Source organism: Paraburkholderia hospita (genome assembly GCF_002902965.1).
Lineage (GTDB): Bacteria > Pseudomonadota > Gammaproteobacteria > Burkholderiales > Burkholderiaceae > Paraburkholderia > Paraburkholderia hospita.
Window position 1 is genome coordinate 2065210 of sequence record NZ_CP026106.1, and the last position, 23706, is coordinate 2088915.

The 23706-nt window shown below is 63.4% G+C and carries 22 protein-coding genes and 1 rRNA gene; 12 read left to right on the forward strand and 11 right to left on the reverse strand.

What is annotated here, in order from left to right; genetic code table 11:
• Positions 1 to 440: 440 nt before the first annotated feature.
• The 4 genes from C2L64_RS27580 to C2L64_RS27600 all read right to left on the reverse strand — a co-directional run bounded on the left by C2L64_RS27580 (position 441) and on the right by C2L64_RS27600 (position 3995).
• Positions 441 to 1118 carry a methyltransferase family protein gene (locus C2L64_RS27580; RefSeq protein WP_007587148.1) on the reverse strand — a complete coding sequence of 226 codons (678 nt, stop codon included), beginning with the start codon at positions 1116 to 1118 and terminating at the stop codon, positions 441 to 443.
• Between the two features lie 10 nt (positions 1119 to 1128).
• Positions 1129 to 1959, reverse strand: a complete 831-nt coding sequence (locus tag C2L64_RS27585) for an arylamine N-acetyltransferase family protein (protein WP_007587146.1) — start codon at positions 1957 to 1959, stop codon at positions 1129 to 1131.
• Between the two features lie 241 nt (positions 1960 to 2200).
• Positions 2201 to 2872, reverse strand: a complete 672-nt coding sequence (locus C2L64_RS27590; RefSeq protein WP_007587145.1) for a hypothetical protein — start codon at positions 2870 to 2872, stop codon at positions 2201 to 2203.
• Positions 2873 to 3089: 217 nt separating this feature from the next.
• A complete protein-coding gene (locus C2L64_RS27600) occupies positions 3090 to 3995 on the reverse strand; it encodes a LysR family transcriptional regulator (RefSeq protein ID WP_007587144.1) in 906 nt (301 codons plus the stop codon).
• A 130-nt stretch (positions 3996 to 4125) separates the two neighbouring features.
• On the opposite strand from C2L64_RS27600, the gene C2L64_RS27605 reads away from it, so the two are divergent.
• Positions 4126 to 5028: a DMT family transporter gene (locus C2L64_RS27605; RefSeq protein ID WP_039901255.1), complete on the forward strand. Its 903-nt coding sequence runs from the start codon at positions 4126 to 4128 to the stop codon at positions 5026 to 5028.
• 938 nt (positions 5029 to 5966) lie between these two features.
• Here C2L64_RS27605 and C2L64_RS27610 read toward each other — a convergent pair.
• Positions 5967 to 7274, reverse strand: a complete 1308-nt coding sequence (locus C2L64_RS27610; RefSeq protein WP_007587142.1) for an MFS transporter — start codon at positions 7272 to 7274, stop codon at positions 5967 to 5969.
• A gap of 175 nt (positions 7275 to 7449) precedes the next feature.
• On the opposite strand from C2L64_RS27610, the gene C2L64_RS27615 reads away from it, so the two are divergent.
• From C2L64_RS27615 to mdcH, 8 genes are read left to right on the forward strand one after another with little or no spacing between them, the layout of a single operon-like run.
• Positions 7450 to 8229, forward strand: coding sequence for a GntR family transcriptional regulator (locus C2L64_RS27615; protein ID WP_079489223.1), 780 nt, complete (start codon positions 7450 to 7452; stop codon positions 8227 to 8229).
• A gap of 7 nt (positions 8230 to 8236) precedes the next feature.
• Complete coding sequence (mdcA, locus tag C2L64_RS27620; RefSeq protein WP_007587138.1) at positions 8237 to 9940, forward strand: malonate decarboxylase subunit alpha; 1704 nt, start codon at positions 8237 to 8239, stop codon at positions 9938 to 9940.
• 4 nt (positions 9941 to 9944) lie between these two features.
• Positions 9945 to 10910, forward strand: a complete 966-nt coding sequence (locus C2L64_RS27625; protein ID WP_007587136.1) for a triphosphoribosyl-dephospho-CoA synthase — start codon at positions 9945 to 9947, stop codon at positions 10908 to 10910.
• Complete coding sequence (locus C2L64_RS27630; protein ID WP_007587134.1) at positions 10910 to 11215, forward strand: malonate decarboxylase subunit delta; 306 nt, start codon at positions 10910 to 10912, stop codon at positions 11213 to 11215. Before C2L64_RS27625 ends, C2L64_RS27630 begins: the two co-directional genes overlap by 1 nt.
• Positions 11212 to 12099: a biotin-independent malonate decarboxylase subunit beta gene (locus C2L64_RS27635; protein WP_007587133.1), complete on the forward strand. Its 888-nt coding sequence runs from the start codon at positions 11212 to 11214 to the stop codon at positions 12097 to 12099. The genes C2L64_RS27630 and C2L64_RS27635 overlap by 4 nt, the downstream gene beginning before the upstream one ends.
• Positions 12099 to 12914 (forward strand): biotin-independent malonate decarboxylase subunit gamma, encoded by an 816-nt coding sequence (gene mdcE, locus C2L64_RS27640; protein ID WP_007587132.1) that lies wholly within the window; start codon positions 12099 to 12101, stop codon positions 12912 to 12914. The genes C2L64_RS27635 and mdcE overlap by 1 nt, the downstream gene beginning before the upstream one ends.
• The gene (locus C2L64_RS27645; protein ID WP_007587131.1) at positions 12914 to 13597 is read left to right on the forward strand and encodes a malonate decarboxylase holo-ACP synthase; all 684 of its coding nucleotides are present in this window, start codon (positions 12914 to 12916) and stop codon (positions 13595 to 13597) included. The genes mdcE and C2L64_RS27645 overlap by 1 nt, the downstream gene beginning before the upstream one ends.
• Positions 13597 to 14532 (forward strand): malonate decarboxylase subunit epsilon, encoded by a 936-nt coding sequence (gene mdcH / locus C2L64_RS27650; RefSeq protein ID WP_007587127.1) that lies wholly within the window; start codon positions 13597 to 13599, stop codon positions 14530 to 14532. The genes C2L64_RS27645 and mdcH overlap by 1 nt, the downstream gene beginning before the upstream one ends.
• 66 nt (positions 14533 to 14598) lie before the next feature.
• Here the strand turns inward: mdcH and C2L64_RS27655 are convergent, their stop codons facing one another.
• Positions 14599 to 15192 (reverse strand): alpha-ketoglutarate-dependent dioxygenase AlkB family protein, encoded by a 594-nt coding sequence (locus C2L64_RS27655; protein WP_007587126.1) that lies wholly within the window; start codon positions 15190 to 15192, stop codon positions 14599 to 14601.
• A gap of 149 nt (positions 15193 to 15341) precedes the next feature.
• Between C2L64_RS27655 and C2L64_RS27660 the strand changes: the two genes are divergently transcribed.
• The gene (locus C2L64_RS27660) at positions 15342 to 15926 is read left to right on the forward strand and encodes a malonic semialdehyde reductase (protein WP_007587125.1); all 585 of its coding nucleotides are present in this window, start codon (positions 15342 to 15344) and stop codon (positions 15924 to 15926) included.
• 42 nt (positions 15927 to 15968) lie between these two features.
• On the opposite strand, the gene C2L64_RS27665 is transcribed toward C2L64_RS27660, so the two are convergent.
• Positions 15969 to 16283: a hypothetical protein gene (locus C2L64_RS27665; protein ID WP_007739009.1), complete on the reverse strand. Its 315-nt coding sequence runs from the start codon at positions 16281 to 16283 to the stop codon at positions 15969 to 15971.
• 371 nt (positions 16284 to 16654) lie between these two features.
• Between C2L64_RS27665 and C2L64_RS27670 the strand changes: the two genes are divergently transcribed.
• Entirely contained in the window at positions 16655 to 17815 is a 1161-nt protein-coding gene (locus C2L64_RS27670) for a metallophosphoesterase (RefSeq protein WP_007587123.1), read from the forward strand.
• A 20-nt stretch (positions 17816 to 17835) separates the two neighbouring features.
• On the opposite strand, the gene C2L64_RS27675 is transcribed toward C2L64_RS27670, so the two are convergent.
• The 3 genes from C2L64_RS27675 to C2L64_RS27685 form a co-directional block, all read right to left on the reverse strand.
• Entirely contained in the window at positions 17836 to 19350 is a 1515-nt protein-coding gene (locus C2L64_RS27675) for an acetyl-CoA hydrolase/transferase family protein (protein ID WP_007587122.1), read from the reverse strand.
• Between the two features lie 134 nt (positions 19351 to 19484).
• Positions 19485 to 19706, reverse strand: coding sequence for a hypothetical protein (locus C2L64_RS27680; RefSeq protein WP_007587121.1), 222 nt, complete (start codon positions 19704 to 19706; stop codon positions 19485 to 19487).
• A gap of 217 nt (positions 19707 to 19923) precedes the next feature.
• Complete coding sequence (locus tag C2L64_RS27685) at positions 19924 to 22101, reverse strand: FUSC family protein (protein ID WP_007587119.1); 2178 nt, start codon at positions 22099 to 22101, stop codon at positions 19924 to 19926.
• A gap of 198 nt (positions 22102 to 22299) precedes the next feature.
• Between C2L64_RS27685 and C2L64_RS27690 the strand changes: the two genes are divergently transcribed.
• Positions 22300 to 23295, forward strand: a complete 996-nt coding sequence (locus tag C2L64_RS27690; protein ID WP_007587117.1) for a LysR family transcriptional regulator — start codon at positions 22300 to 22302, stop codon at positions 23293 to 23295.
• Positions 23296 to 23565: 270 nt separating this feature from the next.
• Here the strand turns inward: C2L64_RS27690 and rrf are convergent.
• A 5S ribosomal RNA gene (rrf, locus tag C2L64_RS27695) occupies positions 23566 to 23679 on the reverse strand.
• Between the last annotated feature and the right edge of the window lie 27 nt (positions 23680 to 23706).

A 23706-nucleotide genomic window follows, 5' to 3' on the forward strand; every position in this document is an offset into this window, starting at 1 on the left:
GCCTCGCACGCCTCACTTCGGACCGATAGCGCATACGTTCCACCCTGTAAGAGCGCTACCCTATACGACGCGACAACCTACACACAGTTTGCCACCTGGGCGGCATATACCATTCGCTGACGCCTGCCCGAGTACCGGTATCCGAAGCGGGTGAGGCGTTCATTCGAAGCGCTGGCAACGAGCACCAACCAGGGCACTGCCGTGTGAAGCGTGGGACCGTCTGGGGGCCCTCAGGCAAAAACAAGAACTGGCGGTGTTAGCCGCTTTCTTTTGCCTACTTTTCTTTGCGGCGGCAAAGAAAAGTAGGTGCCGCCCCGCACAGGGGCGACGCTTGAAGCACGAAGGCAGTACGCGGATGCCAGCGCGTACACAAGCAAACCAAACCGGATGCCACCGCAAAGCACAGCGGCCCACCCAGCGTCGCAGACAAACAAAAAAAATCACCACACATACGGCACAAACCGATACCGAACCCGCGCAGCATATTCCGCATAGCCAGCGAGTTGCGCGCACAACATCCGCTCCTCGAGCACTGCGCGATAAGCAAGCCCAACGACCAGCAACGGCACGCAAGCAAGCCCCCAAAAAGAGCCCAGCAACAACGGCGTGCCGACAAGAAACAAAATAGCCCACGCATACATCGGATGCCGCACATACGCATACGGCCCGCTATCGCTAACCTTATGCCCACGCTCGGTCATAATCTTCACAACAGGCGCCGCATAGCTATTGGCACGAAAAACCGACCGCATAGCAACCATGCTAACCAGAATAGCAAGCACGCCCACAACCTGCAGCGATGGGTGCATCGACGACCAATAAAACCGCCGCGCATCGAATCCCATCAGCACGAGCCACCCGCACCACGCAATGGCAACGCACACCATGAAGAACTTGTCCCAAGCGCCCTGCCCGCGTTGAATGAAGGAACCAAGCCGCTCCGCAAGCAACGCCGGATCGTGGCGCGCGAGCCACACCCCGACCCACAGCCCCAGCGCGCCCATTTCGAACAGATAACACCACGCCCCCGGCCACGCGAGCGTGCCCGCCGCGCCGAACAGCACGGCACCCATGCCCGCAAGCCACAACACCGTCTGAACGATGAGCCGCGCGATCATCACGCTCGACCTATACAGCCGCGCCTTCCGTCGACACGCGCCGGTAAATATCCGCGACATCGATATCGCCAAGCTCGATCAGGAACGTGTCCCGCAGGCATATTTCAAGCTCGTGCGCGCTTTCGATCCGGCGCTCGATCGCTTCGCCGTCTATCGAACGCGCGGTAAGACGGTCGTTGAACAGCGTCAGCCGCCCTTCCGGTGTCACGCGGCATACGACGAGACTCGTCGTGAAGAACGACGTGGGATGCGTCGATGTGTACCAGTTCGATACCTCGTAATCGATCCATTCCGCGCGTTGCAGGTCGAAACGATACGTCTTGAGCCACGTTTCGCCCGATTGCACCTCGAGATCGAACGCGCCCTGCGACGCATCGACGAGACGGAATGGCTCGTGTGCGGTCTGTTGCGCGACGCCCGTTTGCAGCCGCAACGGCGAGGTCAACGTGACGGCGCCAAAGCCGACGTCGGCGATCCACGGCTGATCGTCGACAGTCACGCGCAGCAGCATGTGCGTGCGCGGCGTGATCGCGTCCGGTTCGCGGCCCCACAGCACTCGGGCGATCATCGGCGTCACGTCGAAGCCGAGTTGCATCAGCACATGCGCGAACAGCCCGTTTTGCTCGAAACAATAGCCGCCGCGCCGCCGCTCGATCAGCTTGTCGACGACGGCAGGCAGATCCAGATCGACGCGGCGGCCCGTCAGCGGATCGAGGTTTTCGAATGGGATCGACAACGGATGCAGGCGTTGCAGCTCGCGCAACACATCGAGCGTCGCGGCCTGCGGCCCCGTATAGCCGATACGCCTGAAATAGCGGTCGAGATCAAGAGTGCTGGACATCCGGTGCTCCTGGTTAGCGTGGGTGGCGTTGCCGCTGGTTACCTGCTTGTATGCGCGCTGTAGGGATCAGCGACAGCGTACCGTCATTGACCCGCGCCGTGCGCGAAGCCCTCATATGCGAAGGCCCATTTACGAACGGTCGAACGGATGCGCGCCGATCATCGCATCGCGAGCGGCGACGCATGAAGGATTGCAAGACGCTGCGATGCATCACGCGCCGCCCGAGCACCATGAGCGCTCGTCAGAAACCTTTGAGCGCCGAGGTCGCAATGGACGGCACGCTGATGCCATGGCTCGACGCGAACTGCACGGCCGCGCTCAATGTCGACGCGAGCGACTGCAATTGCCCCGGCGCGGACTGCGCGATATACGACGCGGCCTGCGCCGTCTGCGGATTCATGCCCGCTTGCAGCAACGACGACGGATTCATCTGCCCGACGCTGCCGAGACTCGACTGCAGGCTCGAATACTGGCTCACGCCCTGGCCGAGCGATGCGAGGCCGTTGGTGAACGCCTGCTTGTCGACGGGCGTCGACGGGTCCGACGCGCGGCTCGTGAACGCCTGCGTGAGCGTCTGCGATAACGACTGCTGCGTGCTGCCCACCTGCGACAACTGGCTAACCGATGGCGTGCCGCCGCTCAACAGTCCGGATGCCTGCTGCGCCTGGCTCGCGGCGCCCGAGAGCCCCATCGCCGATGCCAGACTCGACTGGCCGCTCAACACCTGCTGGTTGGCGCCGACGTAGGTCTGCAGCAATTGTCCGATCCCGCCCGACGAAGCGGCCGCGCCCGCATTGCCCGACGAATTGCCGCCGCCGATGCCGAATTGCTGAAGGTTCAGTTGCGCAAAGCTCGCGCTGCTCACGAACAGGCCGGTGGCGAGTAGCGCGGCGCAGAGAGTACGTGTTTTCATGGCTGGCCCTCCTGTCATGTGTCTGATGTGTGACGTTCGTCTCGACTTGGTGCTTCGTTTGTGTCCGTTCGACAAACGCGCACGGCACGCGTTCGCGCTTTCGTCAGACGTCATGATGCACGGCAAAACGCGGGCCTGCGTTTTCAACAACTCCGTCAATGCGCGTGGCGGTAGCCGTCGCCAGCATACGGCGTAAGCGCGGCGTGCAAGCCAGGCGTCACGCCCTCGCTCGCGCTTCGCGCGCTTCCCGCGTCTCGCGCGGCGACCCGCGCACCGACAGGTCCTGCATCATCTGCGCGGCGAAATAGTCGCAGGTCGGACGATCCGATTTCGCGCTGCGCGCGACGACGATGTCGAGCGGTTCGATCACGGGCAGACCTTGCTCGGCGCCGAGTATCGCGAGCCGCGACGGCACGCTGCAGCGCGCGAGCGCGATCACGGAAAGCCCCGCATCGACCGTCGCAACGAGGCCGCTCAGGCTCGCGCTGCTGTACGCGGCGCGATACCGGATACGCGCACGGTCGAGCGCCGCGAGCGTATTCGAACGCGCGACGCAGCCGGGCTCGTACAGCCCGACTGGCAACGGCGACACGTTCAGCACGGACGTATCTTCGGATGCTCCCACCCACACCATCGGCTCGCTGCGCACGAATTCGCCGCGCAATTTACGGTCGCGCGTGACGAACGCGAGGTCGATCTTGTTGTCCGCGAGCATCGGCGCGAGCGCGGTGCTCTGCGCGCAGACGATCTCGATCTCCACATGCGGATACAGGTTCGAGAACCGCCGCAACACGGGCGACAGCAGCGACGACACGTAATCGTCCGGCGCGCCGAGCACGACGCGCCCCGTCACCTCGGGCCGCACGATGGCCGACCACGCTTCTTCGTGCAGATCGATCACGCGCCGCGCATATTCGAGCAGCGTATTGCCGGGCCGCGTCAGCGACAGGTTGCGCGTATCGCGAGCAAAAAGCGTCGTGCCGAGCATTCGCTCGAGCCGCTTGATCTGCATGCTGACGGCTGCCTGCGAGCGATGCACGGTGACAGCCGCTTTCGTGAAACTGCCCGCTTCGACGACGGCGACGAAGGTGCGCAGCAGATCGACATCGAACTCGGGGTGCATGATTTATCAATCCGGCTTATGGAATTTCTCAATTTTATTCGTTTGCCACGATAAGGCAACGGATCGATACTCGGATGCATTCAACGCGATCGAGGGATTTACTGCCATGTCTTTGTCGTCGGTATCGTCGATATCGCTCAGCCGAAGCCAGCAAGGCGCGCTCACGCTTGCGAGCGGTGGCCTGCTGATGGGCACGATTGGCGTGTTCGTCGAGGAAGCGCGGCTCGGCGCGCTGACGTTGGTGTTCTTTCGCTGCCTGTTCGGGTTTCTGTCGCTTGCTGCGTATTGCGCATATAAGGGCTACTTCGCGCGCCGTTACTTCACGCGACGTACGGTGCTGCTCGCGACGCTTTCTGGCGTGCTGATGGTGACGCAATGGGTCGGCTTCTTCGATGCGATTCATCGCACGAGTATCGCGGTGGCGACCGTCGTGTTTCATGTGCAGCCGTTCTGGGTCGTGTTGATTGGCGCTGCGCTGTTTAATGAGCGGCTGGGTATCGACCGGTTGGGGTGGATCGCGACGGCGTTCGTCGGGCTTGTGCTTGCCTCGGGCGTCGCGGGAGCGGGGTCATTGCAGGGACATTCGAGCTATCTGATCGGGATTGGCGAGGCGCTCGCCGGTTCCGTGCTCTATGCGAGTGTTACGCTCATTGCCAAGAGTCTTGGCGATCTGCGGCCGCATCTGCTGACGCTTGCGCAATGTGCTGTTGGTGTCGTGTGCTTGCCGTTTATTGCGCCGCTGGGCGCGGAGCATATCGCACCGATGCAGTGGTTCTGGTTGATCGGGATGGGTGTGTTGCACACGGGGCTTTCTTATGTGCTGATCTATGGCGCGCTGCCGAAGCTCTCGACGCCTGTGATTGCGGTTCTGCTGTTCGTGTATCCGCTGACGGCGATTGCCGTCGATGCAATTGTTTATGGGCGTGCGCTTGGTGTTTCGCAGATGGGTGGGATGGTGTTGATTGTTGTTGCCAGTCTTGGCGTTAATCTTGGGTGGCCGTTGGTGTCGGTTTTGCGCTTGCGCGCGAGTTGATTCGTGAGCGCTTTTTTGTCTGCGACGCTTTTGGGGATTTGCTCGTGGGTTGCGCTGGCATCCGCGTTTTGCCTTCGTGCTTCACGCGTCGCCCCTGTGCGGGCATTCGTTTGGCGCCTTCGCGGCGCGGGCGTTGCTGTTGTGTGCTTGCCTCTGCGCTGGCATCCGCGATTTGCCTTCGTGCTTCAGGCGTCGCCCCTGTGCGGGGCGGCACCTACTTTTCTTTGCCGCCGCAAAGAAAAGTAGGCAAAAGAAAGCGGCTAACACCGCCGGTTCTTCTTCCTGCCTGAGGGCCCCCAACCGGTCCCTCACTTCACACGGCAACCTGCTTGTTCCGCGTTCGTTGCCAGCGCTCTTGCAGTACGCCTCACCCACTTCACGCACCCGCGATCCAGCATGCCGTACCAGATATTCCGCCGCCGCCCAGGTGGCAAACTGTGTGTAGGCCGTAGCACTCCACACGCCTCACTTCGGACCGAAAACGCACGCGTTCCACCCTGTAAGAGCGCTACCCTATACGACGCGACAACCTACACACAGTTTGCCACCTGGGCGGCGGTAACCATTCGCTGCCGCTAGCACTTGTGCGGGCGGTTGAAGCGGGTGATGCGTTTATTCAAAGCGTTGGCAACGCACGCGAACAGATACGTTGCCGTGTGAAGTGAGGAACCGTTTGGGGGCCCTCAGGCAAAAACAAGAACTGGCGGTGTGAGTCGCTTTCTTTTGCCTACTTTTCTTTGCGGCGGCAAAGAAAAGTAGGTGCCGCCCCGCACAGGGGCGACGCTTGAAGCACGAAGGCAATAGGCGGATGCCAGCGCATTCACAAAGCAAACCACCCAGCGTCGCAGACAACCAAAAAACCAGCGCGAAGGCGGTACGCGGATGCCAGCGAAAAGGCAAAGCAAACCAAACCGCCCGCGCCGCGAAGCCGCCCCGCATCACTGCGGCAAAACCTCCCCTTTGGTCTCCTTGGCAAACGGAATCACAACCAAACCGACAACAAACGCAAGTGCCGTCAGCGCAACAGGCACACCAAGCGTATGCATACTGAGCACAGCCGCCCCAAGCAGAAAATTCACCCCAGCCCCGACAAACCGCCCAAACGAAGTACAAAAAGCAAAAGCCGTCGCGCGAACACGAGTTTCGAACAGTTCAGGCAGCCACAGGCTAAACAGCGCAAAATTCCCACCAAAGAACCCAAGCACAAACAGCCAGGCAATAAACGGCGCCAACCCGTTAGGCAAATAAAAAGCCCACCCGAAGCTACCAACAATCGCCACCGCCATCCCGGCAAAATACACAGCAAGCGTCTTCTTGCGCCCAAACCGCTCAGCCAGCGGCGGCAACGCAAGACACCCAAGAATCGTCCCGATCGACAGCAACCCCGTCGCGATCGAAGCCATCTTCAATGCTTCAGGCCTTGCCATACCGGCGCGCGTCGCGAGTTGAATCACCGCCGACGGCTCATACACCGCCCCCGCCCACAAACCAATAATCGCGATGGTCAACAGCGCACACATGACCCAAGTACGTCGCCGATACGTCGGCCCAAAAATCTCGCGCATCGGGCTCACGCGCACCGCGTCGCGCGATTCGGCCCGTTGCCATTTGTCCGACTCCTTCACCCGCGTGAGAATCATGATCGCGACGACCACGGGCACTGCCCCCGTCAGGAACATCGCGCGCCAGCCGAAGTGCACGCCAATCGTGTAGTTCAGCGCGGCAGCCAGGAAAAAGCCCGCGTAGTAGCCCGTCTGCAGATAGCCCGCGCCCATCTTGCGGCGATCCTCAGGCCACGCCTCTGCGACATAGGTCCCCGCCAGCGCCCATTCGCCGCCAATGCCCACGCCGGCAATGAAGCGATAAATGCCCAACTCCCACACGTTATGCGCCGTCGCCGACAGCCCGGTGAAGATCGCGAACGTGAAGATCGTGCCCGCCAGCACTTTCGTGCGGCCGAAACGGTCCGCGAGCGGCCCCCAGATGAACGACAGCCCCCAACCCACCAGGAAGAGCGCAAACAGGATCGAACCGGCAAGTCCGACGTTCGCGGGCGTCGCCGCATAGCCCGAGCGCGGCAGCAACTCCGTCAGCGCCGGCGTCAGCACCAGCGCATAAATGAACGAGTCCATGCCGTCCAGCGTCCAGCCCGCCCACGCGCCCCAAAAACCAGCGATCTGCGACCGGTTGAGCGGCGTCTTGTGCCGCACGGCCCCCGCACGGTCCGACATCGAAGAATTCAACATGCTCCTGCTCCTCCATGTACTACGGTTGGATTGGGTGACCGTCACGGCACAACGGCTCCGCTGCATGCGGGCCGCCGCATGCGCGAGAGGCGCCGCGCGTCAGCGCCGTGCCTTTATGAAAACCCCGGGTTTGCCCGCTAGAAATTCGCCGTTTTTATATATAATATTTGATGTTATGAACAACGCAACCGGTGGTTTTCCCCTGGACAGCGCCCCGCGCGTCCCCTTGCTGCCCGCGCATGAACCGCGGCCCAGCACTTCTCGCGTGATCGCGGAGGCGCTGCGCACGGCAATCGTCGAAGGCACGCTTCAGCCTGGCGCGCCGCTGCGGCAGGACGCGATCGCGCGGCACTTCTCGGTCAGCGCAATTCCCGTGCGCGAAGCGCTGCGGCAGCTGGAAAGTGAAGGCTGGGTGAAAGTCGAGCTGAACAAGGGCGCAAGCGTCGCGCGGCTCACGCCTGCTGAGGCGCGCGAGATCTATGAGATCCGCTCGGCGCTCGAAAGCCTTGCGATCACGCTGGCGATTCCGAATCACACGCCCGATTCGCTGCGCGAAGCGGTGGCGCTTTGCAAAGCCGCCGAGAGCGAACCGGACCCTACCCTCTACGTGGCCCGCAACGAAGCGTTCCACACCGCCTTGTACGCGCCCGCCAACCGCCCTCAGCTCGCGGAGATGATCGCGGCGCTGCATCGGCGCGGCGAGCGCTATCTGAGACTGAAATTCGGCTTGCCCGCTTACAAGGGCGAATCCGATGCCGAACACCTGGACATCCTTGCCGCCGTCGAGCGCAAGGACATCGCCGCCGCCCAATCGCTCATCTCCGCTCACCTGCTGGGCACGGGCGAACTGGTCTATCGTTTCTTGACGGAACGCGCGCAGGCGGAAGCCGCCGCGGCCACCCCGCGCAGAAAGCGCGGACGGCCCGCGCGCACTCCAACCACTATCGGGAGTTGAAGCACCGATGAATCAGCGAATCGAATCAGCCAAGCACGACTTGGCACAGTCAACGGGAGCGCCCGCAGGGTCATCTGCAGCGCGTTCCTGGACCACCAAACGCGACGAGAAGCGGCGCAGGCTCGCCGCGATCGAGCCATGGCTCGAAGACGGCATCCTGCCCGCGCACCGCATCGTCGATGCGCTCGAAACGCTGATCCGCCCCGGCGATCGCGTCGCGCTCGAAGGCGACAACCAGAAGCAGGCGGACTTTCTGTCACGCTCGTTCGCGAAGGTCGATCCGCAGAAAGTGCACGACGTGCACCTGCTGATTTCGAGCATCAGCCGCCCGGAGCATCTGACGCTCTTTGAAAGGAACATTGCGCACAAGGTCGATTTTGCGTTCGCGGGTCCGCAGAGCCTGCGCGTCGCGCAACTGCTCGAAGACGGTCAGCTTGAAATCGGTGCGATCTACACCTACGTCGAACTGTATGCACGCATGTTCGTCGACCTCACGCCGAACGTCGCGCTGCTGTGCGCGGAAAAAGCCGACCGGCACGGCAATCTCTATACCGGCCCGAACACGGAAGACACGCCGACCATCGCCGAAGCCGCCGCGTTCCGCCATGGCATCGTGATCGTGCAGGTCAACGAGATCGTCGATGAACTGCCGCGCGTCGATATTCCCGCTTCGTGGATCGACGTGGTCGTCGAGGCCGACCGCCCGTTCGCCGTCGAGCCGCTGTTCACACGCGATCCGCGCCATATCGGCGATTTGCAGGTGCTCACCGCGATGATGGTCATCAAGGGCATCTACGAGCCTTACGGCGTGACGTCGTTGAATCACGGCATCGGTTTCGACACGGCCGCCATCGAGCTGCTGCTGCCCACTTACGGCGAATCGCTCGGACTGAAGGGCAAGATCTGCCGCAACTGGACGCTCAATCCGCATCCCACGTTGATTCCCGCCATCGAATCGGGTTGGGTCGAAAGCGTGCATTGCTTCGGCAGCGAAGTCGGCATGGAGGGGTATGTCGAAGCGCGCCCCGACGTGTTCTTCACGGGCAGCGACGGCACGCTGCGCTCGAACCGCGTGCTGTGCCAGTTGGCCGGGCAATACGGCGTCGATCTGTTTATCGGCTCGACGCTGCAGATCGACGGCGATGCGAATTCGTCGACGGTCACGCGCGGGCGTCTGGCGGGCTTCGGCGGCGCGCCGAACATGGGTCACGATCCGCGTGGCCGCCGTCATTCGAGCGAAGCGTGGCTCAAGCTGCTGAAAGACGAAGGCCCCGTGTCGCGCGGCAAGAAACTCGTCGTGCAACTGGCTGAAACCTACAAGAAAGGCGGCGAGCCGACTTTCGTCGATGAACTCGATGCCGTCGCCGTCGGCGCGAAAAGCGGCATGCCCATCGCGCCCGTGATGATCTACGGCGACGACGTCAGCCACGTCGTGACGGAAGAAGGTATCGCGCATCTGCACAAGGCCGAAGGCGTCGAAGAGCGGCGCGCGGCTGTCGCGGCCGTCGCCGGCGTGACGCCGATCGGCTTGCGCGCGAAGCCCGAAAAGACGGCGGAATTGCGCCGCCGGGGCATCGTCGCGTATCCCGAAGATCTCGGCATCCGGCGCGGCGAAGCGAAGCGGTCGCTGCTCGCGGCGCGCAGCATCGACGATCTCGTCACCTGGTCGGGCGGGCTGTATACACCGCCGGCTCGTTTCCGCAGCTGGTGATGCGATGGCCTTGCAATACGCTATCCCGCTCGACGCGGGCACGCTTCAGCGTGCTAACGCCCGCTGCCTGCCTCGCGTCGATGCCGCGCCGTGCGATGCCACGCTCGCGCGATTCGCGGTCGAGTCGCTGATCGAAGAAGCGCAACTGACGCCGAAACCCGCGCTCGTCGATGGGCGCGGCAGCGGCGCGCATCGCGATCTGAACTTGCCGCTGATGCTGCGCTCCGCACGCTCCCTCGAACCAAGTTTCTCGGCGCTGGCGCGCGCATCGCGCGGCCGCCTGCCGTCTGCGACGCTGCGTGCAGAGCTTGCGCAGATCGGACGCGCTGGCGAACTGGACATGATGCGCGCGACGAACGGCAGCAATGCGCATCGCGGCGCGATCTGGATCGTCGGCCTGCTGGTCGCGGGCGCGGCCATCGTTGCCGACGACGACAACAACGCTTTGCGCGAACTGTTGCCGTATGAGCGCACGCACTCGCACGCCGCGCGCGTCTGTGAACTCGGCGCGCAGATCGCCTGCTTTCCCGACCGCTTCGCCGCGCCCGTCGATAGTCATGGCGAGCGCGTGCGTCAACGGTTCAACGTCGGCGGCGCGCGTCAGGAAGCGCAGGACGGTTTCCCGCACGTGATCGGCATCGGTCTGCCCGCGTTGCGCGCGGCGCGCTCGAAAGGTATCGGCGAAAACGCCGCGCGTGTCGACACGCTGCTTGCGATCATGGCCGCGCTCGACGATACGTGCCTCCTGCATCGCGCCGGTCTCGCCGGTCTGCATGCGGGGCAACGCGGCGCGCGCGCCGTGCTCGCGGCGGGCGGCGTCACGACGGCGGCGGGACGCGCCGCGTTCGACGCGCTCGAATCCGGGCTGCTTTCGCTCAACGCTTCTCCTGGCGGCGCAGCCGATCTGCTCGCCGCCACCCTCTTCATCGACAAGCTGGCGCGTCACGCTCCAGCGGGAGCTGAAAACTGATGGAACAGATGACTTTCGACTATCCGGCGCAACGCGCGATCACCACGCGCTCGCATGTGGGCGTGGTCGGTTCGGGCGATCTCGAAGTGCTGCTGTCGCCCGCCGACGCACTGAAGGCAACCGTGACCGTGCGCACCAGCGTCGACGGCTACGGGCACATCTGGAAGAGCGTGCTCGACCGCTTCTTCACGCGCTATGACGGCGCGGCGCAGATCGAGATCAACGACTTCGGCGCGACGCCGGGCGTGGTGGCGCTGCGTCTCGCAGAGGCCATCGAAGCGGCAGACGAAGGAGCAAGCTCATGAGCACGGTGACGATACAAAACCCACCGTCGATGCCGGTGCTGCGCGACAGCTTCATCGAGCTGACGGCACGCGAGCGCGCCCGCGCGCTCCTCGACGCAGGCACGTTCCGCGAACTGCTCGGTCCGTTCGACCACATCGAATCGCCGTGGCTGCCGTTGCAAGGCATCGTCTGCCAGGCCGACGACGGCGCGGTGATCGCGCGTGGCACGATCGACGGCCAGCCGGCCGTGATCGCCGCGATCGAGTCGGCGTTCCAGGGCGGCAGCATCGGCGAAGTGTCGGGCAGCAAGATCGCCGCGGCGCTGGAACTCGCACTGCGCGATTGCGAGCGCGGCAGGATCGTGCGGCCCGTCGTGCTGTTCGAAACAGGCGGCGTGCGCTTGCAGGAAGCGAATCTGGGGCTGGCCGTGATCGCGGAGATGCAGGCGGCGATCGTCGCGTTGCGGCGATACGTGCCCGTGGTCGGCGTGATCGCGGGTATGGTCGGCTGCTTCGGTGGCATGTCGCTCGCGGCCGGGCTGTGCTCGTATCTGGTCGCGACGAAACAGGGACGCCTCGGCATGAACGGCCCCGAAGTGATCGAACAGGAAGCCGGCATCGAGGAACTCGATTCGAGCGACCGGCGACGCGTGTGGCAGATGATCGGCGGCGAGCAGCGCACGGCGACGGGACTCGCCGACGCGCTCGTCGACGACGATGCGCACGCCGTGCAGGCGGCGGTTCGTGATGCGTTCGCGCGCGGCGTGCCGGCGGCGCATCGCACCGAACAGGTGGCTGAGTATCTGGAGCGGCTCGCGCGCATCGATCCCGCGAACGTCACGCCCGAAACGATGCGCGATGTGTTCAAGCCAAACGAAGCGGCTACGCCGCGCAAGGAGCAATGATGAGCGATACGTTACTGACACGCGGCATGCGCTGGTTCAAGGCGCTTGCGGGCGACACGTCGACGGCCGCGCCCGTCTGGTCCGGCGAGGCGCCGCTTGGCAACGAGATGGCGACCTTCTTCTCCGTCGTCCCCGACCCCGACAACCGCTTTCCGCGCGCGCGCGACAACGTCGTCGGACTCGAACAGGGCTGGAAGCTTGCGCAAGCGGTGCGCGAAGCGGTGGCGCGCGATGCGTCGTCGGAACACAAGCGCCCCATCGTCGCGATCGTCGATGTGAAAAGCCAGGCGTACGGGTATCGCGAAGAGACGCTCGGCATTCATCTCGCGTGCGCGTCGGCTGTCGATGCGTATGCGAGCGCGCGCGACGCCGGGCATCCTGTGGTTGCGCTGATCGTCGGTCCCGCGATGTCGGGTGCGTTCCTCGCGCACGGCTATCAGGCGAACCGGATCGTCGCGCTCGATGCACCCGGCACGCTGGTGCACGCGATGGGCAAGGAAGCCGCCGCGCGCGTCACGCGTCGCACGGTCGAAGACCTCGACAAGCTCGGCGAAACGATCACACCGATGTCGTACACGATGGCGTCGTTCGCGAAGCTCGGGCTGCTCGACACGCTGATCGAAGGCGTCGATGCCGATGCGCCCACGCAAGCGCAACTCGAAAGCGTGCACGGCGTGCTCGCGGAAGCAGCCAAGAGCGCACGCTCGGATACGCGTGGGCTGTCGCGGCGGCTGGAGTCAGATGCGGCGAAGAAGACGCGCGCTGCGTCGATCGAAGTGCGGCGGCGGCTCGCTGAACAGTGGGACGCTGCGTGATGCGAGTCTGCGCGGCCGCGCCGTTTGCGCCAGAAGACGCGCTCGTTGCTGACGATCTGCGCTGGCAAGCGCACGACATCGTGCGCTTGCAGCGGCTCGAATCGTTCGATAACGAACCGGCGTGGGTCCGCGCTGCGTTCGCGCGCGCGCCGTTCGCAGTCGTGCGGCGGGCGCAGGCGGCGGCAGGATTGATCGCCGTCGGGCTGCGAGGCGCGGCGCGCAATGAGCGGTATGGAACGTGGACGCGTAGTGATGATATTGAGGCTGTTTTCAGGCCTGAGGCGCTCTCGTCGACGCCTTGTGCGCTTGCTGCGGATCGTGCTGGTTTGCCCGTTTTCGTCGCGCTGGATGCGCTGCGACGCGATACGTCGTGCTTTGGTTCGCTCGCCTGGGGACCAACAGGAAGCGTCGGCTTCGAACTTGCGACGGGCAAGCCAACCGCCACCGCGACTAGTGATCTCGATCTATTGATACGGATACCAAATTATTTTCCGCTCGACGAAGCGCAACGCATCCAGGCAAAGCTCGACGAGCACGCGGCACGTACAAGCATCCGCATCGACGCGCAACTCGAAACGCCCGCAGGAGGCGTCGCGCTCGCCGAATACGCGTCTGGAAAAGCTCGCGTAATGGCGCGGCATGCGAGCGGTCCACGGCTCGTCGTCGATCCCTGGGCGCTGTAATGCTCGCTTACCTTTTCCCCGGCCAGGGCGCGCAAACCGAAGGTTTCCTGCATCGCCTCGACGCGCATGCAGCCATTCAGACAACGCTCGACGAAGCGTCTGACGTACTGGACGTCGACGTGTTGACACTCGACACCCAAACAGCGCTCGAATCGACCGTCGCCGTGCAGATGGGCTTGCTGATCGCAGGCGTCGCAATACAGCGCGCGCTCGCGGCCGAAGGACTGGCGCCCGAACTGAGCGCGGGTTTGTCGGTGGGCGCGTATGCAGCCGCCGTCAGCTGCGGCGCGATCGAATTCGCGGACGCGCTGCTGATGGTGCGCAAGCGCGCCGAACTGATGGAAACCGCGTATCCGCGTGGCTATGGCCTGTCTGCGATTGCCGGGCTGACCGAACACCAAATCGAACGGCTTGCCGATGCGCAGGCGCGCGACGCCGCGGCACGCGTCTACGTCGGCAATGTGAACGCGCCGCGTCAGATCGTCGTGGCCGGCTCGGACGCTGCGCTCGATGCATTCAACGAGCGAGCACTAGCGGCAGGCGCGCGCAAGGCGACGCGGCTCGCCGTCAGCGTGCCGTCGCATTGCGAACTGCTCGCGGCAGCCGCCGACGCGCTGACAGACTACGCGCGCAACGTCCCGTTTCGCGCGCCGTCGAGCGGCTATATCGGCAATCGCGGCGGCCGCGCGTTGTATACGGCGGATGCCGTGCGCGACGATCTCGCCACGAACATGCGCCACACGGTCCGCTGGTTCGACGCGCTGACCGTGATGATCGAAATGGGCGCGAAGGTGTTCGTCGAAGCGCCGCCCGGCCAGGTACTGACCGATATCGTCCGCGAGCAGTATCCGGACACGGCCGCGATCGCAGCGAGCACGCTGCCCTTCGAGCGGCTTGCGCCAACTATCCAGCGACGCCTCGAATCGGCCGCCTGAATCCGATTCCTTATGCGCATAAATTTTTTAGAATTTTTAATGCGCTTGTAGTAACAGCATGCGCGACTAGCGTCCTGGCGTCACGAAGCGGAAGGTCAGGTTCACGCGTTCGCCCTGCACTTTCAGCTCTTTCGGCACGCGATGCCGCCATTCGGCCTGTGTCCGTCCGCGCATCACGAGGAGGCTGCCGCCCCTCAACTGATATGACTCCACGACGTGCGTCTTGTTGTGCTGAAGATCGAAGCGTCGTGTCGCGCCGAGACTGACGGACGCGATCACCGGCTCCTTGCCGAGTTCGGGCTCATGGTCCGCGTGCCAGCCCATGCTGTCCGCGCCGCTGCGATAGCGGTTGAGCAGCACGCTATTGAACGGCACGCCGCAAGTCGCTTCAACGGCGGCTTTCAGCTCCGCGACGGCGGGCGTCCACGGCGACGGCACGTTGCGGATTCCCGAGTACACATAGACGGCATCGGGCTCGCCCTGCCACGCGGTCAGGCGCGGCAACGGTACGCGGCCGGCGGGCGTGAACATCGAATCCTGCTGCCAGGCGACTTCGTCGACGATGCGCGCGAGCAGCGTGGCGGCGGTATCGGGCGCGAGCCAGTCGGGAAACCACGCCACATCGGGCGTCGGCACATCGTTGAACAGATCGGCGGACATTGCGTTGCAATCGCGAGCGCACAACCCCGGATAGCGCGCGCGAAACCTCTCTTCACAGGAAACAGCGGGTATTATCGAACGCGCCGCGGCAGCGGGTCATCCGCACAGCTTGCGCTTTCATTCGACTTTTCGTCATTCAGCCCATCATCATGATTCTTTCCGACGACGCTCTCGATCAACTATTCCGCACCGCACGCACGCACAACGGCTGGCAGCCGCGGCCCGTCGACGATTCACTTCTCAGGCAGCTGGTCGACCTCGTTCTGCTCGGCCCGACCTCGGCCAATTCGAGCCCGGCGCGTTTCGTGTTCGTGAAGACGCCGGAAGGCAAGGCGCGGCTGAGTCCCGCGCTGTCCGCAGGCAATCTGGAAAAGACGATGGCCGCGCCCGTCACGGTAATCGTCGGCACGGACATGGCCTTCTATGACCATCTGCCGAAGCTCTTCCCGCACGCCGATGCGCGCAGCTGGTTCGCGGGCAACGAAGCGGCGATCGCCGAAACCGCGTTCCGCAACTCGACGCTGCAAGGCGGCTATTTGATCATGGCCGCCCGTGCGCTCGGCCTCGACACGGGCGCGATGTCCGGCTTCGACAAGGCGAAAGTGGATGCCGGGTTTTTCGCGGACACGACGATCCGGTCGAACTTCCTGATCAATCTCGGCTACGGCGACACGTCGAAGCTGTTCCCGCGCAGCCCGCGTTTTACGTTCGACGAAGCGGCGCAAATCGTCTGACGCCCGCTGGCGTTGCCCTAAAGCCCGCCGCGCCGGGCAGCGTCAGCTTGCCATCAGCGCGACGTAGAACACGATCGCGCCGATCAGCGCGCCGACGAAGCAGAAACCCTCTTCCGCCTCGTCGCCGCGCGATCGCAGCCACGCCCCGACCACGCCGAACAGGCCCGCCACGCCGAGCGCAACGAACACCATCACGACATAGAAGAGCGCTGTTCGCCCCAGCTCGGAAAAGTCGATGTGCTGGACGCCGTAGTAGACGCCAAGCGCCATCAGCGACAACACGACCATAGGCAGCATCACGTGACTGCCTTCGTAGCCGATGTGATGCTCGCGATGCGCGAACTTTGTCGTTTTCATCATTCGTCTCCCCCCAAACCGCAAACCGATCGGGCGATCAGGCGCCGCTGCCGCCTGCAGAGGAGTGTCTCGCGCGCCCGTGATACCGGGAACGGGACGCGAGGCCTGCCGCCGGCAGTCACGCTCCATTCCAGAATAGTCCGTCCGCGCATCCAATTCAATAGTCATTTAATAAGCATTTAATCGGCATGACGAACAACTTGCAGCGCACGTATGCTGCATCGCAACGCCCACATATTGGCCGTGCCGCGACATGTCCGGACGGCTTCGGCAAGCGCACTGAACTGCTTGTAGAATGATTGGCCGCCGCTCTGCAACGGCGTGCGTTTCTGCGACTCACCTTCCGCGCGATCCGCGCCCCACTTCCACCTATGCGCCGCCTATCGTTTTTCGTCCGGATCATTGCCATCGGCATCCTGCTGCATGTGTATGTCGGCATCCGGATCATTCCCGAACTGCCCCTCGATGCCGCCGTGAAAGGGCTGTGCGCGCTGTGGCTCGTGCTGTCCGTGCTGCTGATTCCCGTCGGCATGATCGCGCGCTCGCTCCAGCGGCAACCGCTCGGCGACCGGCTCGCGTGGGCGGGACTGATCGCGCTGGGTCTTTTTTCGTCGCTGCTCGTGCTGACGTTCGCGCGCGAGCTGCTGCTGCTCGTCGTGATGATCGTCCACGCGATCTCGCCGGAAGCGGTGAACCCCGCGCGCTGGGAGATTTATAGCGCGATCGCGGTGCCGCTGCTCGCGCTGCTGTCGACGGCTATCGGCTTTTTCAATGCGCGGCGCCGCGCGCGTGTCGTGTCGATCGACGTGCCGATCAAAGACCTGCCGCACGCGCTCGACGGCTTCACGATCGTGCAGATCAGCGACATTCACGTCGGGCCGACCATCAAGCGCGGTTATGTCGATGCGATCGTCGATGCCGTGAACCGGCTCGAGCCGGATCTGATCGCGGTGACGGGCGATGTCGTCGATGGCAGCGTCGAGCATCTCGCCGATCACACGCGGCCGCTGTCGCGGCTGAGCGCGCGGCATGGCGCGTATCTGGTGACGGGGAATCACGAATACTATTCGGGCGCCCATGCGTGGATTGCCGAGTTTCAGCGGCTCGGCCTGCATGTGCTGCTCAACGAGCATGTCGTCGTCGAGCACGATGGCGCGCAGGCGGTGATCGCGGGCGTCACCGATTTTTCCGCGGGACACTTCGATCCCGCGCACGAGAGCGATCCTGCTGCGGCGCTCGAAGGCGCACCCGGGGACGTGCTGATCAAGGTACTGCTCGCGCACCAGCCACGTTCGGCGGAAGCCGCCGCCGATGCGGGCTTCACGTTGCAACTGTCCGGCCATACACATGGCGGTCAGTTCTTTCCGTGGAATTTTGCGGTGCGGTTGCAACAGCCTTTTGTGGCCGGTCTTTCGCGGCTCGACAACCTGTGGGTCTATACGAGCCGCGGGACCGGGTATTGGGGACCACCCAAGCGTCTGGGCGCGCCGTCGGAAATAACACGCTTGCGTCTGGTCGGCGGCGGCACCTGACGCCCGTCAGTTCAATTACGTCACACCGCGACGTTTCGCTCCGGCAGCATCGATCCCGTTTCCTGGAACCGCGCGTGCCATGCGAACGCTTCGCGCAGCACGTGCGGCGTTTGTCCGCCGAAGCGCAGCGCGTCACGATAATAGTCACGCAGCAGATCGCGATACAGCGGATGCACGCAATTGTCGATGATCAGCGACGCCCGTTCGCGCGGCGCGAGTCCGCGCAAATCCGCCAGGCCGATCTCCGTCACGACGATATCGACGTCATGTTCGTTGTGGTCCACGTGCGGCACCATCGGCACGACGCTCGAAATCGCGCCGTCCTTCGCAATCGATTTCGTCGCGAAGATCGCGCACGACGCGTTGCGCGCGAAGTCGCCCGAACCGCCGATGCCATTCATCATGTGCGTGCCGCCGACATGTGTCGAATTCACGTTGCCGTAGATGTCGAACTCGAGCGCCGTGTTCAGCGCGATCAGGCCCAGACGGCGAATCACTTCCGGATGGTTGCTGACTTCCTGCGGACGCAGCACGAGCCGGTCGCGATAGCGCGCGAGATCGCCGAATACCTGCGCCTGGCGCTTTTCCGTCAACGTGATCGACGCGCCCGATGCGAACGTGACCTTGCCGGCGTCCATCAGATCGAAGGTCGAATCCTGCAGGACTTCCGAGTAGATCGTGAACGGCTCGAACGGCGAGTCGGCGAAGCCGGCCAGCACCGCATTCGCAATCGTGCCGATGCCAGCCTGCAACGGCGGCAGCGGCGACGGCATGCGTCCATGCGAGACCTCATGCTGCAGAAAGTCGATCAGGTGACCAGCGATCAACCCCGTGTCTTCGTCGGCGGGCAATGCGGTCGACGGGCTGTCGGGCTTGTTCGTGATGACGATGGCGGCGATCTTCTCGGGCGGGATCTCGATCGCCGTCGTGCCGACGCGATCGCTCGGGCGCACGACGGGCAGCGGATCGCGATGCGGACGGCGGCCCGGAATCCAGATGTCGTGCAGGCCTTCGAGCGCGAGCGGCTGCGCCAGATTGATTTCGACGATCACCTTGTCGGCGAGAATCGCGAAGCTCGCCGAATTGCCGACTGATGTGGTCGGCACGATGCCGCCCGTCTCGGTAATCGCGATGGCTTCGATGATCGCGACGTCGAGCTTGCCGAGTTGGCCGGCGCGCAACATTTCGACCGTCTCCGACAGATGCTGGTCGACGAACATCACGTCGCCGCGATTGATCGCCTTGCGCAACGTGTTGTCGACCTGGAACGGCAGACGGCGCGCAAGCACGCCGGCATCCGTCAACAGACTGTCGACGCCATGACCCAGCGAGGCGCCCGTTATCAACGTGATCCGCAGCGGCTTGCCTTCGCTGCGCGCGCGTTCAGCCAGCGCAACGGGAACCGCCTTCGCATCGCCCGCGCGCGTGAAGCCGCTCGCGCCGACGCGCATGCCATTGTCGATCAGCAGCGCTGCCTGCGCCGCCGACGTGATCTTGCCGCGCACCGCGGCACAGCGAATCCGGTCTTCGTACATGATGAAAGTCTCTCCGATGTCACGCTCGCGAAAGCCGGAGTGCACGTCTTGTTGTTGGTGTGCGTGGTCCGGCTGTCGCTCGATTTCCGCTCATCCCACCTGATGCTTCAGGCGGCTGCGCGGTGCCGCTCTGGTCAGCTACCGAAATACATCACGCAGTAGCTCACGGGACCGACACACTCATCGGCCTTCTTCGCCCGTTTCGCGACGGGACGCTGCGCATCGGGTTGCGCGACGCGTGCTGCGTTCGCCTGTGCGACCTGTTGCGCGCTTTCGTCCGCCGGCGCCGTCTGCGCGTGCGCAAGCGCCGCAGCGGACAACGAACAGGCAATCAGGACCAACTTCAGCGCTTTCATTTCAATCTCTCCAGTTGTTTCAATGGCTGCGTAAGCAGTGGTTCCAATATATGACTGAGATCGGCGTGGATTAAGAGGGACGGCTGGAAGGCATTCTTCCTGGTTGCGGCAAGATCAGTGCGGGCGGGGTTGGGTGGGGGTTTTCGCGCGTGTGTGGCGCGTCGTGTCGGCGCAAAAGACTGTTGTGTCGATTGCGCTGATGAAGACGTGTCGGGGATTAACGCGTGTCGAAGGGCGCGCCTTTGTCGAGCAGCGCCGTGCGGATGAAATGCAGGCAACTGAGAATGCGCTGCTGATCGTGACGTTTCTCGCGATCCGTGTGGACGGTTTCCAGCACTTGCTGCACGACCCGCATCGCCGCACGCACGGAGATTTGGGTTCGCTCGGCATGCGCGCGGTCGGGCCGCTCGAATAGCTGCGCGAGATCGCGCGTGACGCGATCGAGAGACGGTTTCCATCGGGCGTGCACGTCGCTCGCGTATGTGGCGCGTTCTATCTCGCTGCGTAGGTCGATGGTGGCGTGGCCGACTTCGAGCGTGGCGAGCATCCATCTGAGCGCGTTGCGATGGCGTCGCGAGCGCTTCGGCAGCAGCATGCGCAACTGGTGCATCAGGTCGTGCGTGCTCGACTGGAAGCGCTGCGCGAGACCCGCTAGCGGCGCCGTGCACGCCAGCGTGACCTGACTGCGCAAGTCGCCTTCGATACGCGCGATCAGCCACGGCATCTGCACCGGAAAGACGATTGCGGCGCCGATGGCCGTCACGAGCATCGACACGACTATCGAGATGCCGTTGTTGATCAGCAGATCGGGCGCGTAGACGACGACGTTGTCGGGCGCGGCGAGCAGGCAGAAAAATACCGTGAAGCCAACGCCATACCCCGCTGTCTTCGTCCGCGACGCGAAGAATGTGCCGGCCGCAAGCACGGGCGCGAGCATCGTGCACAGCAGCGGGAAACCATCGACGGCGGGATATACGTAGCACGTGACCAGATAGCCGGCGATCGTCGCGCACGCCGCGCCGACTGACATCTGCAGCGCGAGCTTGACGGGGTTCGGCGCCGATGAAGTCAGCGCGCAGGTGAGCGCCGCGCCGATCACGGCCATGCCGCCGCTCGGCCAGTTCGTCGCGATCCAGAACCAGCTGATCGCGCCGACGACAGCCGCCGTGCGCGCAAACGTGCAAGCCACCACGAACGCGTTGGTGCGGCTTACGTAGCGCACGGGCGGCCGCTCGCGCGCCGGATTGTGATTGGTCTCCAGCGACGCATACGTATCGATATAGCGGATGAACTCGACGACGAAGCGATACAGCAATTCGCCCGCTGTGTCGAAATCGGGCAGACATTGCGGCTCGTCGGATTCCAGCGGCCGGCGTGTCGCACGCATTCTGGCGGGCAGCGTCGACTGGAAGGCTTTGAGTCTGATCGCGATGCGGGCGGCATCGGATGAATCGAAGCGACGTTCTTTGTGTGCGCCGAGCAATTGCGAAAGCTCGTGTAAATATGGCGCAGTCGCTTGCACGACCTGGACAGATGGATTGTCGCGCAGGCGCTTTCTCAACTGATGCAGCGCATGCAGTCGTGCGCAAACATCCATGAACTCGTGGTTCAACCTTGCAAGCACCTGACTGCGCGAGCGCATGCCGGGATCCTCGAAAGCGGCGAACGCCCGTGTGGCCTCGAAACCCACGACTTCATCGACGAGATCCGCGAAATAGCGCTCGGACGTGCCGCGCTCGACGGCCCCATCGAGCACTTTCATAGCGAAGGCAGTAAAATTGAGATGCCTCGATTGCAGCGCGTTTTGCAGCGCGAGGCTCGATCGACGCGGCACGATCAGCGCGCTGACGGCCGCCGAGCAGATGATGCCGATCGCTACTTCCGCGGCGCGCGTCAACGCGGCGAGGAACAGGCCATTCGGCTGCATCACCGTCGGGATGCCGATCAACGCCGCGGTATAGCCAGCCAGCACGAAGCCGTACCACCGAAAATGCCGATACCGGACTGCCGCCGCCACGCACGCGCCCATCCAGGCGGTGATGCCGATCATGTACAGCTCGGGCTGCTGCGCGAACAGCGCGCCAAGCAGCAGCGCGGCCAGCATGCCGACGAAGGTCCCGACGATCCGATAAAAACTCTTCGCGAGTACCATCCCGCTGAACGGCTGCATCAGGACGAACACCGTCGTCATCGCGGTGCGCGGTTGCTGCAGTTCGAGCAGCATCGCGATGCCCAGCGCAAGCAGCGCAGCCAATACCGTCTTGAACAGATGAAGCCAGATGAGGCCGTCGGTGGTCGCCCACTCTGTGCCGGCGTCGGCGATCGCGCGCAGCATGCCAGCCCGCCATCCGAAAGTATCGGACGACACTTGCTTGATCGCATGCTGGCGTTTCATCGATTAATACCGCGCTGGGTCGTAGTCGGAGGAATGCGCGAATCGGACTGGCGCACGCCTACCCTGAAGGCGCCGATTGTAGGAGCCTACAATGTGTGGATTAATGGGAGGCGTCGGGAACGTCCCTTCCAGATCACTCAACAATGGCAGCCCGCGACAGGCGGACAATAACGTTTTGATGTCGATCAAGAAGGATTGATGGATACGTTACAAAACATGCGAGTGTTCGTGCGCGTCGTCGAAGCAGGCAGCTTCACGGCAGCGGCGCAATCGCTCAATACGACGACGGGCGCGATGTCTCGTGCGGTTTCAGAACTCGAGGCGCATTTGCGGACGCGTCTGCTCAATCGATCGACACGGCGCCTCGCGTTGACAACTGCCGGTGAGACATATCTGAAGCGATGTCAGCAGATTCTTGCTGATATCGACAATGCGGAAGAAGAAGCGAGCGGCGCGCATGAGCGGCCATCGGGCGTGCTGCGGATGCATAGCTTTGCGAGCATCGGACAGCACTATGTGTTGCCTGCCATTTCGCGGTATCGCGCGCTGTATCCTGAAGTGGCCGTTGAGTTGACGCTCTCGCAGCAGTTGCCGGATCTGTTCGAGGGAAGCGCGGATGTGGCTGTCGTAGGCGCGTCGACGCTGCCCAATTCGGATCTCGTGTCGCTTTTGCTTGGGGCGACGTTCAGCATTCTGTGCGCGTCGCCTGCGTATATTCACGCGCACGATGCGCCAAAAACGCCCGCCGATCTGTTGCATCACGACTGTTTGTTGCTCAAGACGCCCGCTTTTCCAACCAGCGAATGGACACTCGATGGCCCTAACGGCAGCGAAGTGCTGAATGTGAATGGGCCCGTGCAGGTGAATATTGCCGAATCGCTGATCGTCGCGATTCGCGAGGGTATTGGGATCGGGATATTGCCGTTGTACGCCGCTATTGATGGATTACGGTCAGGGTCAATCGTGCGCGTGCTGCCGGAGTACACGCTGCAGAAGATGAATGTCTATGCGCTGTATCCGTCGCGCAAGTTTATCGACGCGAAGACGAGGACCTGGGTGGAGTTTTTGCGGACGCATTTGCCGCAGGTTATTGCTCGCGATGTCGCGCTGTTAGGGGAAGTTGCCCGCCAGAATATCGCCGCCGATGATGCGCTGCACGCGAATGAAGGTGGCGAAGCTGCATCGCGCAGTTAGGCAGTGAGGTGAGACGCGCGGCCGGCGAGTTTGCGTTGTTGGCTGGATCGCCGGCTGCGTGGATGTGCGCGTGACAGTTGTCTTTCGACAAGGCGGTATCGTCAAGGCTATCGCGTGACGGTTATGCGGCGGAATGTCGACTGGGGATGGCGGGAATGAACATGCTCGGGCCATTGCGGCCCGGCCACGCTGTCGTGGCACGATGTTAAAACGTGCGCTACAAACGCCAAGACCCCGCTTTTGAGGGCGGGGTCTTGTCTTGGGTAAGGAGCCTGACGATTACCTACTTTCACACGGGCAATCCGCACTATCATCGGCGTGGAGTCGTTTCACGGTCCTGTTCGGGATGGGAAGGGGTGGTACCGACTCGCTATGGTCATCAGGCATGAGGGGTTGCCGCGTCGCATTTGA

Coding starts and splice junctions, on each gene's coding strand:
- C2L64_RS27580 (WP_007587148.1), bottom strand. CDS start 1,118: ATGATCGCGCGGCTCATCGTTCAGACGGTGTTGTGGCTTGCGGGCATG.
- C2L64_RS27585 (WP_007587146.1), bottom strand. CDS start 1,959: ATGTCCAGCACTCTTGATCTCGACCGCTATTTCAGGCGTATCGGCTAT.
- C2L64_RS27590 (WP_007587145.1), bottom strand. CDS start 2,872: ATGAAAACACGTACTCTCTGCGCCGCGCTACTCGCCACCGGCCTGTTC.
- C2L64_RS27600 (WP_007587144.1), bottom strand. CDS start 3,995: ATGCACCCCGAGTTCGATGTCGATCTGCTGCGCACCTTCGTCGCCGTC.
- C2L64_RS27610 (WP_007587142.1), bottom strand. CDS start 7,274: ATGTTGAATTCTTCGATGTCGGACCGTGCGGGGGCCGTGCGGCACAAG.
- C2L64_RS27615 (WP_079489223.1), top strand. CDS start 7,450: ATGAACAACGCAACCGGTGGTTTTCCCCTGGACAGCGCCCCGCGCGTC.
- mdcA (WP_007587138.1), top strand. CDS start 8,237: ATGAATCAGCGAATCGAATCAGCCAAGCACGACTTGGCACAGTCAACG.
- C2L64_RS27625 (WP_007587136.1), top strand. CDS start 9,945: ATGGCCTTGCAATACGCTATCCCGCTCGACGCGGGCACGCTTCAGCGT.
- C2L64_RS27630 (WP_007587134.1), top strand. CDS start 10,910: ATGGAACAGATGACTTTCGACTATCCGGCGCAACGCGCGATCACCACG.
- C2L64_RS27635 (WP_007587133.1), top strand. CDS start 11,212: ATGAGCACGGTGACGATACAAAACCCACCGTCGATGCCGGTGCTGCGC.
- mdcE (WP_007587132.1), top strand. CDS start 12,099: ATGAGCGATACGTTACTGACACGCGGCATGCGCTGGTTCAAGGCGCTT.
- C2L64_RS27645 (WP_007587131.1), top strand. CDS start 12,914: ATGCGAGTCTGCGCGGCCGCGCCGTTTGCGCCAGAAGACGCGCTCGTT.
- mdcH (WP_007587127.1), top strand. CDS start 13,597: ATGCTCGCTTACCTTTTCCCCGGCCAGGGCGCGCAAACCGAAGGTTTC.
- C2L64_RS27655 (WP_007587126.1), bottom strand. CDS start 15,192: ATGTCCGCCGATCTGTTCAACGATGTGCCGACGCCCGATGTGGCGTGG.
- C2L64_RS27660 (WP_007587125.1), top strand. CDS start 15,342: ATGATTCTTTCCGACGACGCTCTCGATCAACTATTCCGCACCGCACGC.
- C2L64_RS27665 (WP_007739009.1), bottom strand. CDS start 16,283: ATGAAAACGACAAAGTTCGCGCATCGCGAGCATCACATCGGCTACGAA.
- C2L64_RS27670 (WP_007587123.1), top strand. CDS start 16,655: ATGCGCCGCCTATCGTTTTTCGTCCGGATCATTGCCATCGGCATCCTG.
- C2L64_RS27675 (WP_007587122.1), bottom strand. CDS start 19,350: ATGTACGAAGACCGGATTCGCTGTGCCGCGGTGCGCGGCAAGATCACG.
- C2L64_RS27680 (WP_007587121.1), bottom strand. CDS start 19,706: ATGAAAGCGCTGAAGTTGGTCCTGATTGCCTGTTCGTTGTCCGCTGCG.
- C2L64_RS27685 (WP_007587119.1), bottom strand. CDS start 22,101: ATGAAACGCCAGCATGCGATCAAGCAAGTGTCGTCCGATACTTTCGGA.
- C2L64_RS27690 (WP_007587117.1), top strand. CDS start 22,300: ATGGATACGTTACAAAACATGCGAGTGTTCGTGCGCGTCGTCGAAGCA.